Source organism: Vibrio sp. 10N.261.54.E10, from assembly GCF_002877735.2.
Taxonomy (GTDB): Bacteria; Pseudomonadota; Gammaproteobacteria; order Enterobacterales; family Vibrionaceae; genus Vibrio; species Vibrio crassostreae_C.
On sequence record NZ_MCXE02000003.1, the window covers coordinates 632,953 to 651,229 of the forward strand.

An 18,277-nucleotide genomic window follows, 5' to 3' on the forward strand; every position below is an offset into this window, starting at 1 on the left:
TCCGAATTTGATAGGACACATATTTTGATTCGTTTGTTAGATTTTACTTTTGCTTTCTTTGGCCTGTTGTTTCTATGGCCAGTATTTCTCGTGATTTGTATCCTTGGTTACTTTGATACGGGGTCGCCTGTCTTTTTTCAAACACGAGTAGGGCGCAACAAAAAACCATTCACTTTAGTAAAATTTCGCACCATGCCAGTGGAAACAAAATCTGTTGCGACTCATCTAGTTGGAGCGAGTTCTGTGACTAAGCTCGGTGGATTCCTGCGTAAGACCAAGCTTGATGAGCTGCCTCAGCTGTACAACGTACTTAAAGGTGAAATGAGCTTAGTCGGTCCAAGGCCATGTTTGTTCAACCAAAAAGAACTGATCGATGAGAGGGAGTCAAGAGGGGTTCTCTCTGTTAGGCCTGGTGTAACGGGTTTAGCTCAAATTAATGATATCGATATGTCGACACCTAAGTTGCTGGCGGAGTGGGATAAAAAGATGATTCAAAAGTTATCAGTAAAACTCTATTTTCTTTATATTATACAGACAGTTTCAGGCAAGGGTTCTGGAGATAGGGTGTAGTGAGGAATAGCCTAGGTAAGTCGAGCGGATTAATTAAGCAGGGGGTTCAACTTGGTTCTCTTAAGGTTACAGGGGCAATCGGGGCTTTACTAGTTAACTTATTACTGGTTCGCTTATATCAACCAGAGATTATTGGGCAATATTTTATTTCTCTCGGTATTCTTGTTTTTGTATCACAATTGGCTACATTGGGAGGGGGGCGATTACTCGTAAAGAATATTGCCGCCAGTTATGACTTAAAAGAAAAATACTGCGCTATTTCTGCTGCTTTTTTGCTTTCCTTATTGGGTGCATTGATCTGTTTTGGATTGTATTTTGGGGTGTTAGTTAGGTTGCTTGACTTAACTGTTGAACTAGGTTTATTTGAAATATACGCAATGTCATTGTTTTTTTTAACGATGACTATATTTCAAGGTCATAATAAAGCTCCTTTGGGGGCGTTTTTTCAATTTGTTTTACAACCTTTTATATTTGTTGTTTTAGTTCTGAGTGTACCTAAATATTCTCTTATTAAATTGTATTCTTTTAGTGTCTTTTTGACGCTAGTTATTGCGCTAGGTTATTTGATTAAAATGGGTGATATAGGGTTTAGTCGAATATCAGTTGCTGAGTTAAATAAGACATTCAAAAGCACATTGCCATACCTGTCGATTATGGTTCTTGGTCTTGCGGTTACACATCTGGTGCTGCCTTTATCTTCATTTTGGTTAGATGATAAGAGTATTGCAGTGATGGGAGTTACTGCTCGTTTAATGAATGTTTTGTTCTTTGTAGTTGTTGGAGCAAGAATATTACTCTTACCTCGTTTTACTAAAGCGGTGAGTCTTAAAGATTCAAAAGCAGTATTGAAGTTGGGTTATGTGGGGGCATTCTTTCCTGTCGTTACCATGCTGTTTGGTGTAATGATTATATTTGTTTCCAGTGAAGATATTATGAGGATGTTTGGGGAGGAGTATGTATCTTTTCATGAATTATTGATTTATAGCTCACTATTGCTGATTCCTGCAGCTTTTTTGGGGTGGACTGAAAGCTTTTTAATAGCCCAAAATAAATTAGGCTATATTACTATTTCAACAATTATGTCAGCACTAGTCGTTTTTGTTTTACTCGCTGTGTTAACTATTAACTATGGAGTATGGGGGGCTGTGTTAACCTCGATTGGAGGAAAAACTATTTATACTTTATTCACGGCTTACTTTTCATGTAATTTTCAAAGGAGCGTACAGAAAAGTTAATTCTTATATTGAGCAATTAAAACAATATCACCGCTGTGTGTGAATAGTTTTGACTTTACTATTGACCATAAGGTTCCCAATACTCGGTGTTTTTTACCTGATTTTATTCTTCTATCTTGATCAAAATATAGTGCTTTTACTTCAAAGTTCAATCCTTTGATAAGCTTTACAAAGGTGATTGGTGTAAAAGTGTAATAGTGGTCATTACTGACTTTTTCTCTTTGTAGTAATAGAGCGGGGAGCGCATGTTTTATATTGTATGCATTTGGTACCGCAAAAATAACTTGTTTGGTTTTTACAGTGTTCATTACTTTGTTTATGAAGCCCGTTAAATCAATCATATGCTCTAAAACATGAGACAAAACGACATAATCATACTCTTCCTCTAGATACTTACTTTGACCGTTGAATATGTCGCAATGATCAACATGGTATCCTTTTTCTTGCAGTAATTTAACGCCCTTTTCATTGATATCAAGTCCTGCCGTATAGCTGGCTTTCTGGGAAATATTGTGGAATTGATGTTCTCCTTGTTCTATGTACTTTTGCATAGAGAGCATATCAATCATATCTACACAGCCAACCACTAAAACTCGCTTATCTTCACATAGTTCCGGGATTGAGTGTCGTCGGATATCTAGTACCGCCACTTTTTTAAATGAAAGTTGAGCATTATCCCCAACTTTAGTGGATGTAGTTATTATGTTCACTATTGTTTCCTTTTATTAGTTAGGAGGTTGTAATTCTTGAAGTAAATGTTGGTGATAAAGGACAACATCACTGGCTTTCCAGTCTTGATAAAAACAGTTTCCATAAAGGGTTACTGGTTTTTCAAGGAGTAAAGAATGTAACCCTCCAGTGGAGTTTATTGTATATATATGCTCACTTTGAAGAACGCTTTCAAGTAAAGCTCCTTGGTTGCAAATGAGGATGCCTTCTTGTTTACAAAAATGGATTTGTTCCTGTATTACGCAAAGTTGTTTTTCTCCAGGGTGAAGCCGAACGATAAGGGGGAGTCCTTTTGATTCTGAGTCTTGGCGTGCTTTTTTAATTGAGTCAATGGCATTTGTATTAGATTGAAATAGAGTTTGTGAATCTTGTGCTACTTGACCTATGAATAAATTGAAGTTACTTGGGCGTTGTAAGCTCTTATGGCTATGAATTACCTTTCTAACTCGATAGATCTCTATTGCTGTTTTTAATTGCTGCAAGGGCGATGAATGAGGTGCTGTTGTTTTTAGACAATAAAAGCCTATCAGGTTCACAAACTGTTCTAGAGCTTTGCTTAATATTGATGAGTCAACGTGTGGTGGACGAAAAGTTAGTAATCGTTTTTTTAGCAGTTCTATTTCTCTAGGCATCACAGTACGAGTTCTTCGTAATTCTTCTATTTTATGATGATGATCTGCATCCGCATTTACCCCTGTATAACTTGACTGGTATTTATTCGGGAAATTAGCTATTTCAAAGTAACGAATATTATGATGTGTAGTCTTTATTTCTAAAGCGACGTATTGAAACCCTGAGAATACCCATAGTTCATCATTTGGTTCTACTAATTTTTTAAAGTTACTTCGGTTAATACCATATTGATATTCTCTTTGTCCCTTAATCTCTTCAATGCTTGACTGCACTGTGTTTTTCTTAACTTTACTTTGTCTAAGTAAAATATGGCTGCCAGGATACTTTTTTGTTTTTGCTAGCGTATAGGTATAGATGTTCGAATGAAGTACATAAGAGGGTGTAGTATTTTCATTCTTAAGGACTCGTTGGAAAAATTCAAGTCGAGTGGCATTGTCAATGAGTATATGTACTACTTTTTTTTGCTTCATTACGCAGACCCATCAGTTGTTAGTAAGGTCCTAACCGTTTTTATTGCGATAGTTAAATCTAACTCGAAGCTGTAGTGCTTAATATAATAGAGATCATAACCTAGCTTTGTCTGCGTTGATTCTGAATTGTCGGTATATCCTTGATTTATCTGTGCCCAGCCGGTGACTCCTGGCTTTACCGTGTGGCGATAGTTGTAAAATGGGATTTTCTGTTTGTAGGACTTAACAAATTCAGGTTGCTCAGGTCGAGGGCCAATTAGGGACATATCTCCCTTTAATACATTATAAAACTGCGGTATTTCATCCAATCTAAATTTTCTTAACCAAGCACCAATAAAATGAATTCGATGTTTTTCTTGAGTAGCAAATTGTGTACTTTTGATTGATGCTAAATTGTACATGGTTCTGAATTTATACAGAGTAAATGTTGTGCCATTTTTGCCAACTCGAGTTTGGGTGTATATTACTTTTCCTGGATCTTGTATATAAAGTAGAGCTGAAATAATAGAGCATAAAATAAGAGTTATAGGCAAAAATAGTAAGATAAGAGTTGCTTCTAGTACCGACTTTATTTTTAAGTATCTAGAGTTTGGGATGAGAGATTGTAAGGTGGTTTCGGATAAATGAGTAGTTGATACTTGTTTATTTAATCGCTCAGTAATCACTTCTGAATGATAAACGGGTATTTGAGCAAGAGCACAATCTGCAAGGAATTGAGCTGTATCTCTTGAGTGTATTTCATGGAGATTAGTAACCAGTCCATCGGAGTTTTTTTTGATTTGATGTAGTGATATGTCTTTTTGATACTGATATACGGTAATGTTTTTATAACGTGAGTCAACATTATCTACTGACCCAGCAAGAGAATATAGTGTAATTTTTTGTTTTTTATGTAAACGATAATAGATGAGAATCCAAATAAAGGTTAAGGCAGCCCCTATAAGCAAAGCAGGACGAGAGTAATCTATTCGGATGAGTGTAATAAATAGAGCTGAAACGCCATAACTACTTATCAGTGTAATAATGAACTCATGCTGTTTATTTGAAAATAGTCTATTTTTTGATGGAAGAGTATAAGTAGTTAATAAAAATACAAACATAACCAAAACCATAGAATTAAGAACAGTGTTTGGTAAATGAGAGTATGTGAATAGACACCAACTTGTTATGATTAATTGAATGCTAAGAAGTGCCAATGAATGTTGGATCGTATAAAGCTTCATAGTAATTCGTATATTGTATTTCCTGTGGTGGAGTGTATCAAAATTTTAGGTTAGCTGCGAGGTTATAAGGTGCAGGTTTTTCCTAAATTTAGGGAGCTTAATCTCAATTTTCGACCTGTTTTACTCAGCTTTCATTCCAAGATCTAGATTAATGACCAAACTTAGTAAATCCTGGGTCACTGACGTTTGGATTGGTGAAGGAGCATGCTAACAATGACAACAACACAACCATTGCGGATCTAGTTTGACTCATGCGAACTAGCTCATTAACCAAGCGTGCATTGTTACTAGTTCCGATAATGGAGGCCAGCATTCTGGGAATTGGTTATCATCGGGAGCTAGGTGTTAGTTGTCAGAATTTATATGCTTCAAACTAGCATTGGTAAAAAGGGTGCTTCGATCATAAGTATTCTCTTTTAGATAGCGTTGTATGAAGAGTTAGAACCTTACGTGCTGATGCGTGAATTTAAGAAGCAACAACACTCAAGTTTGTTAGACTTATCCGATAAACAAAGCTTTAAGCAAGCTGGCCTGATGGATTAGCGATCACCGAATACTTAGCCTCTGCGGAATTATTTATAAAAACTTTAATTTGGAAATAAAGCATTGGTCACCATCAAATGACGCTTTTTTTCATATTCGATCATCCTACCTGCGCCCTTTCTTGATCTTCCGCTACAGTTTTGACTGTAAACTGTAGTAAAATTACGCTAATTTGTTTTTATACCGATTTATTTTGAATTGAACGAGGTCAGTCCTATGTCAGCTAAGAAGCCAATGGCTCTAGTGATCCTTGACGGTTACGGTTACCGTGAAGACAACCAAGACAACGCTATCGCGAACGCTAAGACTCCAGTTTTAGACGGTCTTATTGCTAACCAACCTAACACGCTAATCTCGGCTTCTGGCTTAGATGTAGGCCTACCTGATGGCCAAATGGGTAACTCTGAAGTGGGTCACACCAACATTGGTGCGGGTCGCGTGGTATACCAAGATCTTACTCGTATCACTAAGTCAATTTCAGATGGCGAATTCGGCCAAACTGAAACGCTAGTGAACGCTATCGATAAAGCGGTGAAAGCTGAGAAAGCGGTTCACATCATGGGCCTTATGTCTCCAGGTGGCGTTCACTCTCATGAAGATCACATCTACGCAGCTGTTGAAATGGCAGCAGAGCGTGGCGCAGAGAAAATCTACCTGCATGCATTCCTAGACGGCCGTGATACGCCGCCACGCAGCGCAGAAAACACACTAGCACGCTTCCAAGAACTGTTCGCTAAGCTAGGTAAAGGCCGTGTGGCTTCGCTTATTGGTCGTTACTACGCAATGGACCGTGATAACAACTGGGATCGCGTTCAAGAATCTTACGACCTGCTGACTCAAGCAAAAGCAGAGTTCACATTCGACACTGCAGTAGCTGGCCTAGAAGCGGCTTACGCTCGTGACGAAAACGATGAGTTCGTTAAAGCGACGGAAATCAAAGCAGAAGGCGAAGAGTCTGCCGCTATCGTTGATGGCGATGCGGTAATCTTCATGAACTACCGTGCTGACCGTGCTCGTGAAATTACACGTGCATTCGTTCCTGATTTCGACGGTTTTGCTCGTAACGTATTCCCAGCGATCGATTTCGTAATGCTGACTCAATACGCGGCAGACATTCCACTTCTATGTGCATTCCCACCGGCTTCTCTAGAGAACACTTACGGTGAATGGCTATCGAAGGAAGGTAAAACACAGCTACGTATCTCTGAAACAGAGAAATACGCGCACGTGACGTTCTTCTTCAACGGTGGTAAAGAAGACGAGTTTGAAGGCGAAGAGCGCCAGCTTGTTGCTTCTCCAAAAGTAGCAACGTACGACCTACAGCCAGAAATGAGCGCACCAGAGCTAACTGAAAAGCTAGTTGCAGCAATCAAAGGCGGCAAATACGACGCGATCGTTTGTAACTTCCCTAACTGTGACATGGTTGGCCACACTGGCGTTTACGATGCAGCAGTTAAAGCCGTAGAGTCGCTAGACGAATGTCTTGGTAAAGTGGTTGAAGCAATCAAAGAAGCTGACGGCCAACTGCTTATCACCGCAGACCACGGTAACGCAGAAATGATGGTTAACCCAGAAACGGGTGGCATCCACACTGCACATACTAACTTACCAGTGCCGCTTATCTACGTAGGTAACAAAGACGTTGAGTTCAAAGAGGGCGGTAAACTGTCTGACTTAGCACCAACGATGCTTTCTTTATCTGGTATCGCAATCCCGGCAGAAATGTCAGGTGATGTGATCGTTAAGTAATTAAATAGTTGTTTGGCTCAGCGGTTCACGTTGAGCTTTAACGATTTTGAAAGCCCGCACTTAAAAGTGCGGGCTTTTTTATAGATGTGAGATACGAGTAAGCGAGATGAGAAGAGCTTAAGAACGGATGCGTGATGTGAGATACGGGTAAACGAGTAGCGAAGAGCTTAAGGACAGGTATTGGGTAAGAAAAACATGCAGGGGAGAACATAAGGGCACGACCTTAAACAAAAGACGAAAAGAACAGTCTTGATGAATATCGAAAGAGTGACATTTCTTGAATGATTAGGTAGCTTAAGGCTCATACTATACTTGTCTTTTACCTTATATTTAGGCTGTTTATATGAACTCAAACCCAGACCGTTGGAAGCAACGACTGCAAAACTTAATGAAAGCGCAGCAAAGGCTTGAGAGAGCGTGCTCACAAGATAGCTACAATGAGTTAGAGCTCGCTGGGTTAGTACAAACTTTTGAATTTTCTTTCGAACTGACATGGAAGACCCTTAAAGACTTACTTGAGTTTGAAGGGTTTGATGTGGCTTCGCCGAGGAGCGTTTTTCGTACGGCCTTAGAGGCTAAGCACCTGTCTTCGGAGCAGTGTGAGATTATGCTTGAAGCACTCATAAAACGAAATTTATTGTCCCACACCTATGATGAGGAAAATGTCCTTGAAGCTCAGTCACTGATCTTAGAGTCATTTTCACCAGTGATAGGGCAAGTCACACTCTATTTAAAGCTTAAATGTGATCAAGAGGGTCAATGCGAACAAGAGGTTAAATGTGATCGATAGTTATTTGGTTAAACCAGACTCGGTCGGCCTTAAGCCTCATCAGTATCAGTTGATTGAGGATATTGTTTTGAGTCATGCCGCAGTCATTCATGCCTGGGTATTCGGTTCTAGAGCCCTTGGAACTTATAAAGATAACTCCGACATCGATATTGTTATCGAGGGGCATGGGATTTCGTTAAGTGTCGTCGCAGGCTTGCAAGATCGTTTAGAACAATCGTCACTTCCGTTCAAGGTTGACTTGCTCGTTAAACATAGAATTACATCGAATGAGCTACTTGCCCATATTGACACTTATGGGATTAAACTAAAGTAACCGAACGTATTATTATCAGCGTAACGGTGATGTTGATTCTTGAACCGATTGTTTACGTTTTGCCAGTTTATCTCGAATCTGAGTACCTGAATTGACTCGGTCATGTTTTTTATCATCAATAGAAAACGATAATAGTTTCATTGGCGCTATAGCTCCATCTCTACGCTTTCGATCTTCATAAGATTCAATCGTATCAGTGGACATTACCATCACCTCTTTGTATGAAATTTTAAATATAGACTATATGTTGTCTGGTGATAATGGCGCTTCTTGATGGCGAAATTTTATATTATTGATCTAGTGAGATAAGGTTTACTTCTTTTTATTTAAGATCGAACGCTCAAAATCTAACAACCACTCTTTACGGTTCATACCACCGGTGTAGCCGGTTAATGTGCCATTTGCGCCGATGACTCGATGGCAAGGTACAACAATACTAAATGGGTTCTTGCCGTTCGCACCACCCACTGCTCTTACGGCTTTTGGGTTGTCCATTCTCTTTGCTTGCTCACCGTAACTGATGGTTTCGCCATAAGGAATGGTTGTTAAAGCCTGCCAAGCTACTTTTTGAAACTCAGTGCTTTTTATCGCTCTTAATGGCAAATCGAATTCTATTCGATGACCTGCGAAGTACTCATCTAACTGTTTCGCTGCCAGTTGGCAAAGGTCATCTGGATTGCTAATCATTAGCTCTTCGTGATTTACATGGTCAATTTCAATAAGCGACACACCATTGCTAACAATGATCATCTTGCCAATCGGCGCGTCATAAAGCACTTTGTAAGTGGTATCTTCCATGTCATCTTCCTTTTTTTAGTCTTTTTCTGCTCTCAAGCTCTTCGAATCTCGTAACTGCTCTTAAGCTCTTAAATCTTTTCGCATCACGGTTACTCGCATCTCGTATCTGCTCTTATATCTTTTCGCATCCCGTATCTGCTCTTATATCTTTTCGTATCCCGCATCTGCTTTACCCCTTACACGAAGCGCAAACAAGTACCCTGAAATACCGCCGACAATGTTCCCCAAGGCTAAGCCTATAAACAGCCCTTCGACACCATCAATTTGGCTGCCTATCCAAGCGAATGGCAAGGTAAAGACAAACAAACGCATGAAGCTCCATTGAAAGGCTTTGAGTGGTTGATGCATCGCATTCATCCCACTGATCAGCATCATCACAATGCCTTGGAATCCATAGCTAAAGGGCACGACTAACAGGTAATGCCACAATATGCCTCGGACGGATTCTTCTTGAGAGAACAGGGCAGCCAAAGGAATGCTCAACGGCACCATCATTAAGAAAATCAAACCTTGGAACATCACAGCAAAACGCATACTCAGAAACAGTGCCTTAAAACTGCGTTGTGGGTTGTTTGCGCCAAAGTTCTGCGCCATGAAAGGCGTAAGCGCCGAAGTAAGAGACATCAACACAATGATAAGAATGGACTCGATACGTTGCGCTGCGCCATACGCCGCCACGGCTTCAGTCCCTTGTTTGGCCAGCATCATCATGATGATAGCGCCGGCAAGTGGGTTCAGAGCGTTAGACAAAGCCGCTGGGGTGCCTATTTTTAAGATCTGTCGCCAGTCACTGACGATGTTTGTCAGCTTAGGCGGCGCAAGCAGTTTTTCTCGCACCATCAATACGTAGAGTGAGCCACACAAAGCACCAAACCAACTGAAACCACTGGCAATCGCAGCGCCTTGAATCCCCAGTTCAGGAAAAGGCCCATACCCGAAGATGAGTAGCGGATCTAAAACGCCATTGATAAGGCCAGCCAGTAGCATAATCTTGGCGGGTGTTTTAGTATCGCCGCTGGCACGAATGGCGCTGTTGCCTGCCATGGGGATGACCAAAAATGGGATCGCGAGATACCACACCGACATGTATTCCGATATCAGCGGCAACAACTCTTGCTTTGCTCCTAGCAGGGTAAACATAGGTTCTAAGGCGATAATACCTAATGTAGACGCGCAGCCGACCAGAAGCAGAGCCAGCAATAAGCCATGACAGGTAAAGCGTGCTGCATTTTGTGCGCTGCCTTGGCCAAGCAATCGACCGATACATGTCGATAAGCCAATACCAATCCCCATGGTGATGCAGTTGATGGCAAAGGTGACTGGAAAGGTAAAACTCACCGCGGCTAAGGCTTGGGTGCCAAGCAATGAGATGAAGAAAGTATCGACGAGGTTAAACATCAAGATCGCCACCATACCGAATATGGTCGGTATGGTCATGGTACGCAATGTACTCTCAATTGGGGCAGTTAATAGCCCGTGCTTATCTTGCATGCAAAACGCCGGTAGAAACCAAAAGCGTAGGATAAACAGATGCGGGATACGAGTAAACGAAAAGCAGGGAAAGATGAGGGGTGAGAATCTGCACTTTAGCTCACAATTTTTTCGTTCCCCCCTTGGGATCTTTCACATCGCCCCCAACATATTGTTTGACCCACGCTAATCGTGGCAACTATCAAAATTTAAATGGAAATTATCAGGAGATAAGACCGATGAATATCCGTCCTCTACATGACCGAGTTATCGTTGAGCGCCAAGAAGTTGAATCTAAATCTGCTGGTGGCATCGTTCTAACTGGTTCTGCCGCAGAAAAATCGACTCGCGGTATCATTCTAGCTGTTGGCAAAGGCCGCATTCTAGAAAACGGTTCAGTGCAACCGTTGGACGTAAAAGTTGGCGATACCGTTATCTTTGCTGAAGGTTACGGCACGAAAACTGAAAAAATCGACGGCAAAGAAGTTCTGATTATGTCTGAAAACGACATCATGGCGATCGTCGAGTAATCTATTTTTCATTTAACTCTCAGTAAAAGTTATCAGAGCCAGTATTGGATGATTCATATCGTCATTCCAGAAATGAGGAACGAATTATCTGGAATCTAAACAGAGTGCGATTTGAGTAGATTCTGAATCACGTTCGTCCCTCACTGTTCAGAATGACGCGATAACGCTGAGACGCCCCGAAACAAAGAATTTGAAAGGAAATTAAGATGGCTGCTAAAGACGTTAAATTTGGTAATGACGCACGTATTAAAATGCTAGAAGGTGTAAACGTTCTGGCTGACGCAGTAAAAGTAACGCTAGGTCCTAAAGGCCGTAACGTTGTTCTAGACAAATCATTTGGCGCACCAACGATCACTAAAGATGGTGTTTCAGTTGCACGTGAAATCGAACTTGAAGACAAGTTCCAAAACATGGGCGCGCAAATGGTTAAAGAAGTGGCTTCGCAAGCGAATGACGCGGCGGGCGACGGTACGACTACAGCAACAGTTCTTGCTCAAGCAATCATCACTGAAGGCTTAAAAGCCGTTGCTGCTGGCATGAATCCAATGGATCTTAAGCGCGGTATCGACAAAGCAGTTATCGCTGCAGTTGAAGAGCTAAAAGGCCTTTCTGTTCCATGCGCAGATACAAAAGCTATCGCGCAAGTAGGTACTATCTCTGCGAACTCTGATTCGACAGTAGGTAACATCATTGCTGAAGCGATGGAAAAAGTAGGTCGTGATGGCGTAATCACGGTTGAAGAAGGTCAGGCTCTACAAGACGAGCTAGACGTAGTTGAAGGTATGCAGTTCGACCGTGGTTACCTATCTCCTTACTTCATCAACAACCAAGAAGCGGGTTCTGTTGATCTAGAAAGCCCATTCATTCTTCTTATCGACAAGAAAGTTTCGAACATCCGTGAACTTCTTCCGACTCTAGAAGCAGTTGCTAAGGCATCTCGTCCACTTCTTATCATCGCTGAAGATGTAGAAGGCGAAGCGCTTGCAACTCTAGTTGTGAACAACATGCGTGGCATCGTTAAAGTGGCTGCTGTTAAAGCGCCTGGTTTCGGTGACCGTCGTAAGTCTATGCTGCAAGACATCGCTATCCTAACGGGCGGTACGGTTATCTCTGAAGAGATCGGCCTAGACCTAGAGAAAGTAACGCTAGAAGACCTAGGTCAAGCTAAGCGTGTAACTATCACTAAAGAAAACTCAACCATCATCGATGGCGCGGGCGAAGAAACAATGATCCAAGGTCGTGTTTCTCAAATCCGTCAACAAATCGAAGATGCAACGTCTGACTACGACAAAGAGAAACTTCAAGAGCGCGTAGCTAAGCTAGCTGGCGGTGTTGCAGTAATCAAAGTGGGCGCTGCAACTGAAGTTGAGATGAAAGAGAAGAAAGACCGCGTAGAAGATGCACTTCATGCAACTCGCGCTGCAGTTGAAGAAGGTGTGGTTGCTGGTGGTGGTGTTGCACTTATCCGCGCTGCATCTAAAGTTGCTGGCCTTGAAGGTGACAACGAAGAGCAAAACGTCGGTATCCGTGTTGCACTACGTGCAATGGAAGCGCCTATCCGTCAAATCACTAAGAACGCAGGTGATGAAGAATCTGTTGTTGCTAACAACGTTCGTGCTGGCGAAGGTAACTACGGTTACAACGCGGCGACTGGCGAATACGGCGACATGATTGCAATGGGTATCCTAGATCCAACTAAGGTAACTCGCTCTGCACTTCAGTTCGCAGCGTCAGTTGCTGGTCTTATGATCACAACAGAAGCGATGATCACTGATAAGCCACAAGATTCTGGCCCTGCAATGCCTGATATGGGTGGCATGGGCGGTATGGGTGGCATGGGCGGCATGATGTAATCATCCCCCTTTCTCTATAGCAGAGAAAGTCACACATAAGCTTTAGAAAACGGAGACTTCGGTCTCCGTTTTTTTGCTCTTAAGCCTTATTTATTCGCATCCCGTATCTGTATTTCAGCTTCACCATCACCCTTTTTTCCAAAGCTCCTTGGTCAGCCTGCCTTGTGCGTAAACTGTTGTTCATCAATTTTTTGCAGCATCATGTCACGCTTAAATGGTTTTGGAAGATAATCGTTCATTCCACACTCGAAGCAACGTTTAATATCATCATCGAGCACGGATGCCGTTAAAGCGAGGATATGTGTTGCCTGAAGTTGCAGGTTTTCTTCATAGCGCCTGATTCGCTCTGTTGCCTCAAAGCCATCTACATTCGGCATCATGCAGTCCATCAAGATAAGGCCGATGTCTTGATGATGCTCTTTATATAAATCAATCGCTTCTTGTCCATCATTGGCAACCCAATATTCAATCCCTAACTTATCTAAATTGATACATACCACCTTCTGGTTTACGCGGTTATCTTCAACTACGAGGACTTTTTGACGTACAGTCGCTTCTATCGGCTCAGGTTGATGTTGAGGGGGTTGTGGCTGTGACCTTTCAAGCACGGAGTTCAACATGCTACTTAAGCGGGAACCGAGCATAGGAAGAGTCACATAGCCTGAGATAAAATGACACTCACTCATAGGATCACTAAGATTATCTTTCACTATGATGATTTTCACCTCTGGTGCTAAGCGATGCAGTGTTTTGGCTTGGTTAATATCTTCCATCAAAGCGATCTCTGGGAGGTCAGTTGCCGCCAAGTTTGTTTCGATTGATTTTAGTTGTGGTGAGTAACCAAGGCGGAACAAGTCATCGAGTAAAAGTTTCGATGGCGCATCTGAATAATAGACAACGGTTTGTTTACGATTTTTATGTTCAGAATGATCTGATGGCACTACGGTTAATTGGAAATGAAAGCAACTGCCCACGTCTTTCTCTGACTCAACGTTTATCGAGCCTCCCATCATTTCCACCATACGTGACGAAATACTAAGCCCTAATCCGGTCCCCGCAATATTGGAGGTGATGTTGGTATCTTCTTGGCAAAACGCTTTGAAAATGTGCTCTTGTTGGTCTGCTGCGATACCAATACCCGTATCTCGAACAGAAAACTCGACCACACACTCTGTTTCCAATGATGGAAGCCGTTTAGCGGTGAATACGATAGAGCCTTGTTCTGTAAATTTGATCGCATTTGAGGCTAAATTCATCAACACTTGGCGAATTTTATTCCCATCAACATGAATGTACTCTGGGAGCTCGCCATCAATTTCAACTTCCAACTTAATCTGCTTTTGATAAGCTTTAGAAGAAATCAGAGTAACGCTATCAAACAGCAGCTCTCTTAAGTCTGTCGTATGTGGATTAATTTCCAGTTTACCCGATTCAATTTTGGACAGATCGAGAACATCGTTGATCAACATAAGTAAGGTTTGAGAAGAGGTATAGATAGTCCCAAGGCAGTCTTTCTGTTCTGCGGATAGTTTGGTTTCTGCCAGTATTTCTGACATACCAATCACGCCATTAAGCGGTGTCCGTATCTCATGAGACATATTGGCAAGAAAGGCACTTTTTGCACGGTTTGCTTGTCGTGCTTTCTCTTGTGAAACAATCAATTGAGTTTCAAGTTGACTGGCACGCCACACAACATAAAGCAGCACCAGTAACGTCACCCCTCCTAATGCGGCTGTCGATAAGTAGCTGTACGACTTTATCTGCGTCAGGCTCTCTGCGATCTGCTTGGGTGTTTCGGTGAAAAGTAAGTTGAGCTCATCTTCAACATGATAAATACTGCTGGTGAGTTCTCCTTTGAGGCCGCTATCAGAGCTGTACCCGACACTCTTTAACCCTCGCTGCAATCGCCAAAAGTGGCGTTTAAAATTATTAAACGAAGCTAATGCACTGATCGTTCGGGAATTCTGTTCTATTTCATCTTGGATTTTGAACAATGAATCGACAATCTTATCTAATGTTGTCTGATCAAAATCGGTAAAGAACTGATACATGAGATCTTGTGTTTCTAAAGTCAATTCTTCAAGCTGCACATTATTGGATTCATGTACGAAGCGCTCAAGTGTCAACGCTGCATTTTTTAGTTTCTCAATGAGCCCAATTTGGTCCCTCTTGCCATGTATGCTGACTAACTCAAGGGCTAATAATGTAAAGGCGGTGTGGTACTCGTCGAGATACTCGACAACTTTGGCATAATTAAAAGAAATATTGAGGTCGCTTCGTACGATTTTCCCATCGATCTCAGCCAGCTTTTCGATCAGCTGACTTCGCTTTATATTGAGTTGTTCTTGAATCTCTGGTTGCCTTGTGGAAACAAACTGCTGCTCTTGTCGTCTGACAGAGAGCATAACGCTATAAGCTTCAGAAAGACTGAGCTGGAGATTAATCATGTCCTGCTCTTTGTTCTTCAGAGCATGGCTAACATAGATATAGAGGCCTAAAAATAACACGATAGCCAAAAAACCACGCGAAATAATCGCTTTAATGGTCTGTTTATTCGTAGGTTCCTTAATCATGCTATTCCCACTGTTTCATATCGTTCTATTCCTATATTAGAATTTAGTTTATTTTCAGAATTTTACGAACATTAGTTTTTGAATACCTGAGGTCTGTTGAGCTTTTATCAATAAATTTTTTAGGATGACATCGCTTTAGATGCGGCAATAAGTGTGTGGGCTATAAGCTTGTGAAACATGTTGATTTTCTCGCCTAGATTTTTGTTTGGAATAATAAGCGTTAGAGCGGAGGTTTCGGTCTCTGTTTTTTTTGCTTTTCGCATCTCGTTCACTCGAATCCCGCATCTGCTCTTAACCATTGCTCTTTATGATTTAGCGGCTTATATTCAACAGTACAGTTATTACATTGATTTAACATGGGTAGCTGTTGAATAAAGGACAATAAATGCTTGATTAAAAATGGATTAATCAAGTGACAATAAGTCAGTGGAGACTCCCCAATGAAAAAACTACTTTCAGTACTTGCTGTGTCTGCAGCAGTAATGGCACCGGCGGCATTTGCTTCTTCGCCTGTTATGTTTTCAACGATCAATGGCTTCAACGCACCTGACTCAGACGCTGTTGGCGGTGTGCGCTTGGCTTTACTTCACGGACAAGTGAACGACCTTAAAGGTCTTGATCTTGCTGTTGTTGGTATGTCTGAGACGCAAACGACCACAGGTGTGAACCTGGGTATTTTGGGTGCATCAAAAGTGAACCAAGAAATGACCGGTGCATCTCTAGGTTTCTTCAACTGGAACACGGGTAAAACAACGGGTGTTAACCTTGGTGCTGTGAACATTACTAATGATGTGAAAGGCGCGAACGTGAGTTTCGTCAACTACTCAGAAGGTAACACTATGGTTGATGTTGGCGCTGCGAACCTTTCAGAAGTGTCTACGGTTCAGGTTGGTATCTTCAACAAAACCAACAAAATCGAAGGCGTACAAGTTGGTCTGATCAACTGTGCTGACAACGGTTTCTTCCCGTGCTTCCCGATTGTAAACTTTGCTAAATAACGCTGTCGTTTAGCCTTTGGTTCTCCCATTGGCGAGCAACGTTCAGTTAGTGCATTAGCTTTTAGTTACGCATACGCGATTAAAGACTAAGCCTATCAACGCCTAAACCCTTGTTTGGGCGTTATTACATTCAATTCTACTTCCACGATAAACTTCTCAAATTACCCAATAAGCATGTTGTTTTATATTTGTTGTTGCGATGTTTGAATTTATAGGTACAATGTGCGATAAATTCCCAATGATGATTTATATGCTTTGATTAACCACCATACCGTCGATTTTAAAAAGGCTTTCTTAGGCCTGACCGCCAGTTTTTTAGTAGTTTTGAGCTTGTTGCTCGTTGATTCAGCGGAAGAATCAGATAAACAGTATGGAATGGAAAACCAAGGCGTAACACGCTCTTTAGCGGAGCTCACACAGATCATAAATGCGCTTGAGTACAACATCACTGCGCTTTATCCACTGCATGGGGATACCTACGTATTCTCGCATGACAAAAAGATCGAGGGTGAGACGTGTTACTTCACCAGTGAGGAGCAACATGCCCCTCGTTTTGATTTTATGTTCTCTGGCCCTCGCGAGATGTGCAACCCGGAATCGGACCTTTATACCGAAGCGGGTAAGCGCCTGTTCATCGCGCCGACCATGGCTTATTTTGCCAATACCATTGATACCATCTCTGCGATTTATTTCATTTCAAAAGAGAAATTCATTATCTCTTCGCCTTCTGATTTTGCCAGTTACATTAAGGGCGACACCTTTGATTCGGTTGTGAATAGCAGGCCTTATTGGGTGAACACGATTCGCTTTGGCTTAGCTCAAGGGCAAGACCAAGTGGTGTATACCGGCCAATATGATGACTACCTGACAGGTCAGAAAGTGGTGACCTTAACCAAAGGAATCTACGTTAATGGTGAGTTTAAAGGGGTGTTGGGTGTCGATGGTTATGTCTCGAACCTAGTATCGAACCCTACCCATGGCTATAAAGTCACCAGTACTCGAGGCGCAAACAAATACGGGTTTATGGATTTTACGTATTCCAAGCCTCTGTATGTTGATGACATTAACACCCAGCTATATCTGAGTATTGAAGAAGATAAGAACGAGCACTTTCTGCATGTATTGGAGATGGAAAGAGTCCAGTTTGTCATATTATTAGCGTTGTATTTCATCTTGTCTTTATGGCTGTGGCGTGTATATATCAAACAAGAGCACAAGCGGTTGAATGATTTAGCGATGCTTGACCCTATGACGGGGCTAATGAATCGACGCGGCTTTGAAGCTCGATTATTGGCTCAGGATGAGCAGCCGATTATTGGTGTTGGTGTGTTTGATATCGATGATTTTAAAGTGGTTAATGATCAGTATGGCCACAAAACGGGGGACGAGGTGATTTGCCATGTTGCTCAGTTGATGCTGAACAGCGTTAGGCAGCAAGACATCGTGGCACGGTTTGGCGGTGAAGAGTTTGTTGTCGCGATCACGGGTGAGTCTTCGGAGTTGCTTTCATCGATCTTTGAGCGAATTCAAAATGATATTAGCCTGCAAAGTTATCGATGCCCAACAGGTGACAAGGTGAATATCTCAGTGTCTGGTGGCGCGACGCTTTACTCTTTGTATAAGTTCGACAGCGTAGGGCACTTGTGGGAAAACCAGAGTATTCGTTCGTCTGATGAGCAGCTCTATAAGGCAAAGGCTGCGGGTAAGAATCAGGTGTGTATTCAGGTGTATTAAGTTCTCCCAAAATAATGCGAAGCCTAGTCGTTTGACTAGGCTTCTTTGTATCATTGGCATTACCAC

General features: G+C 41.9%; 16 protein-coding genes. 9 read left to right on the plus strand and 7 right to left on the minus strand.

Annotated elements, in window-relative coordinates:
- The first annotated feature begins 21 nt into the window (after nt 1–21).
- Together BCU07_RS21845 and BCU07_RS21850 are read left to right on the plus strand one after the other, a co-directional pair.
- Nucleotides 22–570, plus strand: a complete 549-nt coding sequence (locus BCU07_RS21845) for a sugar transferase (protein ID WP_029235868.1) — start codon at nt 22–24, stop codon at nt 568–570.
- Nucleotides 570–1,805, plus strand: a complete 1,236-nt coding sequence (locus BCU07_RS21850) for a hypothetical protein (RefSeq protein WP_017067151.1) — start codon at nt 570–572, stop codon at nt 1,803–1,805. The genes BCU07_RS21845 and BCU07_RS21850 overlap by 1 nt, the downstream gene beginning before the upstream one ends.
- On the opposite strand, the gene BCU07_RS21855 is transcribed toward BCU07_RS21850, so the two are convergent.
- From BCU07_RS21855 to BCU07_RS21865, 3 genes are read right to left on the minus strand one after another with little or no spacing between them, the layout of a single operon-like run.
- Nucleotides 1,802–2,515 (minus strand): class I SAM-dependent methyltransferase, encoded by a 714-nt coding sequence (locus BCU07_RS21855; protein WP_133154762.1) that lies wholly within the window; start codon nt 2,513–2,515, stop codon nt 1,802–1,804. The genes BCU07_RS21850 and BCU07_RS21855 overlap by 4 nt on opposite strands.
- A 15-nt stretch (nt 2,516–2,530) precedes the next feature.
- Nucleotides 2,531–3,637: a hypothetical protein gene (locus BCU07_RS21860; protein ID WP_102428025.1), complete on the minus strand. Its 1,107-nt coding sequence runs from the start codon at nt 3,635–3,637 to the stop codon at nt 2,531–2,533.
- Entirely contained in the window at nt 3,637–4,737 is a 1,101-nt protein-coding gene (locus BCU07_RS21865; protein WP_157939980.1) for a sugar transferase, read from the minus strand. The genes BCU07_RS21860 and BCU07_RS21865 overlap by 1 nt, the downstream gene beginning before the upstream one ends.
- Nucleotides 4,738–5,619: 882 nt before the next feature.
- Here BCU07_RS21865 and gpmM point away from each other — a divergent pair.
- The 3 genes from gpmM (at nt 5,620) to BCU07_RS21880 (ending at nt 8,255) form a co-directional block, all read left to right on the plus strand.
- A complete protein-coding gene (gene gpmM, locus BCU07_RS21870) occupies nt 5,620–7,152 on the plus strand; it encodes a 2,3-bisphosphoglycerate-independent phosphoglycerate mutase (RefSeq protein ID WP_017063155.1) in 1,533 nt (510 codons plus the stop codon).
- A gap of 343 nt (nt 7,153–7,495) precedes the next feature.
- A complete protein-coding gene (locus BCU07_RS21875; RefSeq protein WP_017093683.1) occupies nt 7,496–7,942 on the plus strand; it encodes an HI0074 family nucleotidyltransferase substrate-binding subunit in 447 nt (148 codons plus the stop codon).
- On the plus strand, nt 7,932–8,255 hold the full coding sequence (locus tag BCU07_RS21880; RefSeq protein WP_017067158.1) for a nucleotidyltransferase family protein: 324 nt from the start codon (nt 7,932–7,934) through the stop codon (nt 8,253–8,255). The genes BCU07_RS21875 and BCU07_RS21880 overlap by 11 nt, the downstream gene beginning before the upstream one ends.
- Before the next feature lie 15 nt (nt 8,256–8,270).
- Here BCU07_RS21880 and BCU07_RS21885 read toward each other — a convergent pair whose 3' ends face one another.
- The 3 genes from BCU07_RS21885 to BCU07_RS21895 form a co-directional block, all read right to left on the minus strand.
- Entirely contained in the window at nt 8,271–8,459 is a 189-nt protein-coding gene (locus BCU07_RS21885) for a hypothetical protein (protein ID WP_017067159.1), read from the minus strand.
- A 108-nt stretch (nt 8,460–8,567) separates the two neighbouring features.
- Complete coding sequence (locus BCU07_RS21890; RefSeq protein WP_102428023.1) at nt 8,568–9,053, minus strand: methylated-DNA--[protein]-cysteine S-methyltransferase; 486 nt, start codon at nt 9,051–9,053, stop codon at nt 8,568–8,570.
- Nucleotides 9,054–9,194: 141 nt separating this feature from the next.
- Entirely contained in the window at nt 9,195–10,544 is a 1,350-nt protein-coding gene (locus BCU07_RS21895) for an MATE family efflux transporter (RefSeq protein ID WP_065584506.1), read from the minus strand.
- 218 nt (nt 10,545–10,762) lie between these two features.
- On the opposite strand from BCU07_RS21895, the gene BCU07_RS21900 reads away from it, so the two are divergent.
- Both BCU07_RS21900 and groL read left to right on the plus strand, forming a co-directional pair.
- Nucleotides 10,763–11,053 carry a co-chaperone GroES gene (locus tag BCU07_RS21900; RefSeq protein WP_010433998.1) on the plus strand — a complete coding sequence of 97 codons (291 nt, stop codon included), beginning with the start codon at nt 10,763–10,765 and terminating at the stop codon, nt 11,051–11,053.
- 206 nt (nt 11,054–11,259) lie between these two features.
- Nucleotides 11,260–12,906, plus strand: a complete 1,647-nt coding sequence (gene groL / locus BCU07_RS21905; RefSeq protein ID WP_017061290.1) for a chaperonin GroEL — start codon at nt 11,260–11,262, stop codon at nt 12,904–12,906.
- Between the two features lie 152 nt (nt 12,907–13,058).
- On the opposite strand, the gene BCU07_RS21910 is transcribed toward groL, so the two are convergent.
- Nucleotides 13,059–15,479 (minus strand): ATP-binding protein, encoded by a 2,421-nt coding sequence (locus BCU07_RS21910; protein ID WP_017061291.1) that lies wholly within the window; start codon nt 15,477–15,479, stop codon nt 13,059–13,061.
- Between the two features lie 440 nt (nt 15,480–15,919).
- On the opposite strand from BCU07_RS21910, the gene BCU07_RS21915 reads away from it, so the two are divergent.
- Nucleotides 15,920–16,477 (plus strand): VC2662 family protein, encoded by a 558-nt coding sequence (locus tag BCU07_RS21915; protein WP_017061293.1) that lies wholly within the window; start codon nt 15,920–15,922, stop codon nt 16,475–16,477.
- Between the two features lie 255 nt (nt 16,478–16,732).
- Complete coding sequence (locus BCU07_RS21920; protein WP_102428022.1) at nt 16,733–18,211, plus strand: sensor domain-containing diguanylate cyclase; 1,479 nt, start codon at nt 16,733–16,735, stop codon at nt 18,209–18,211.
- The last annotated feature ends 66 nt before the right edge of the window (nt 18,212–18,277 follow it).

Bases quoted from the DNA above. Each gene is read 5' to 3' on its own strand.
- BCU07_RS21860 (WP_102428025.1), bottom strand. From the start codon at position 3,637: ATGAAGCAAAAAAAAGTAGTACATATACTCATTGACAATGCCACTCGA.
- groL (WP_017061290.1), top strand. From the start codon at position 11,260: ATGGCTGCTAAAGACGTTAAATTTGGTAATGACGCACGTATTAAAATG.
- gpmM (WP_017063155.1), top strand. From the start codon at position 5,620: ATGTCAGCTAAGAAGCCAATGGCTCTAGTGATCCTTGACGGTTACGGT.
- BCU07_RS21890 (WP_102428023.1), bottom strand. From the start codon at position 9,053: ATGGAAGATACCACTTACAAAGTGCTTTATGACGCGCCGATTGGCAAG.
- BCU07_RS21885 (WP_017067159.1), bottom strand. From the start codon at position 8,459: ATGTCCACTGATACGATTGAATCTTATGAAGATCGAAAGCGTAGAGAT.
- BCU07_RS21915 (WP_017061293.1), top strand. From the start codon at position 15,920: ATGAAAAAACTACTTTCAGTACTTGCTGTGTCTGCAGCAGTAATGGCA.
- BCU07_RS21865 (WP_157939980.1), bottom strand. From the start codon at position 4,737: ATGTTTGTATTTTTATTAACTACTTATACTCTTCCATCAAAAAATAGA.
- BCU07_RS21900 (WP_010433998.1), top strand. From the start codon at position 10,763: ATGAATATCCGTCCTCTACATGACCGAGTTATCGTTGAGCGCCAAGAA.
- BCU07_RS21895 (WP_065584506.1), bottom strand. From the start codon at position 10,544: ATGCAAGATAAGCACGGGCTATTAACTGCCCCAATTGAGAGTACATTG.
- BCU07_RS21875 (WP_017093683.1), top strand. From the start codon at position 7,496: ATGAACTCAAACCCAGACCGTTGGAAGCAACGACTGCAAAACTTAATG.
- BCU07_RS21910 (WP_017061291.1), bottom strand. From the start codon at position 15,479: ATGATTAAGGAACCTACGAATAAACAGACCATTAAAGCGATTATTTCG.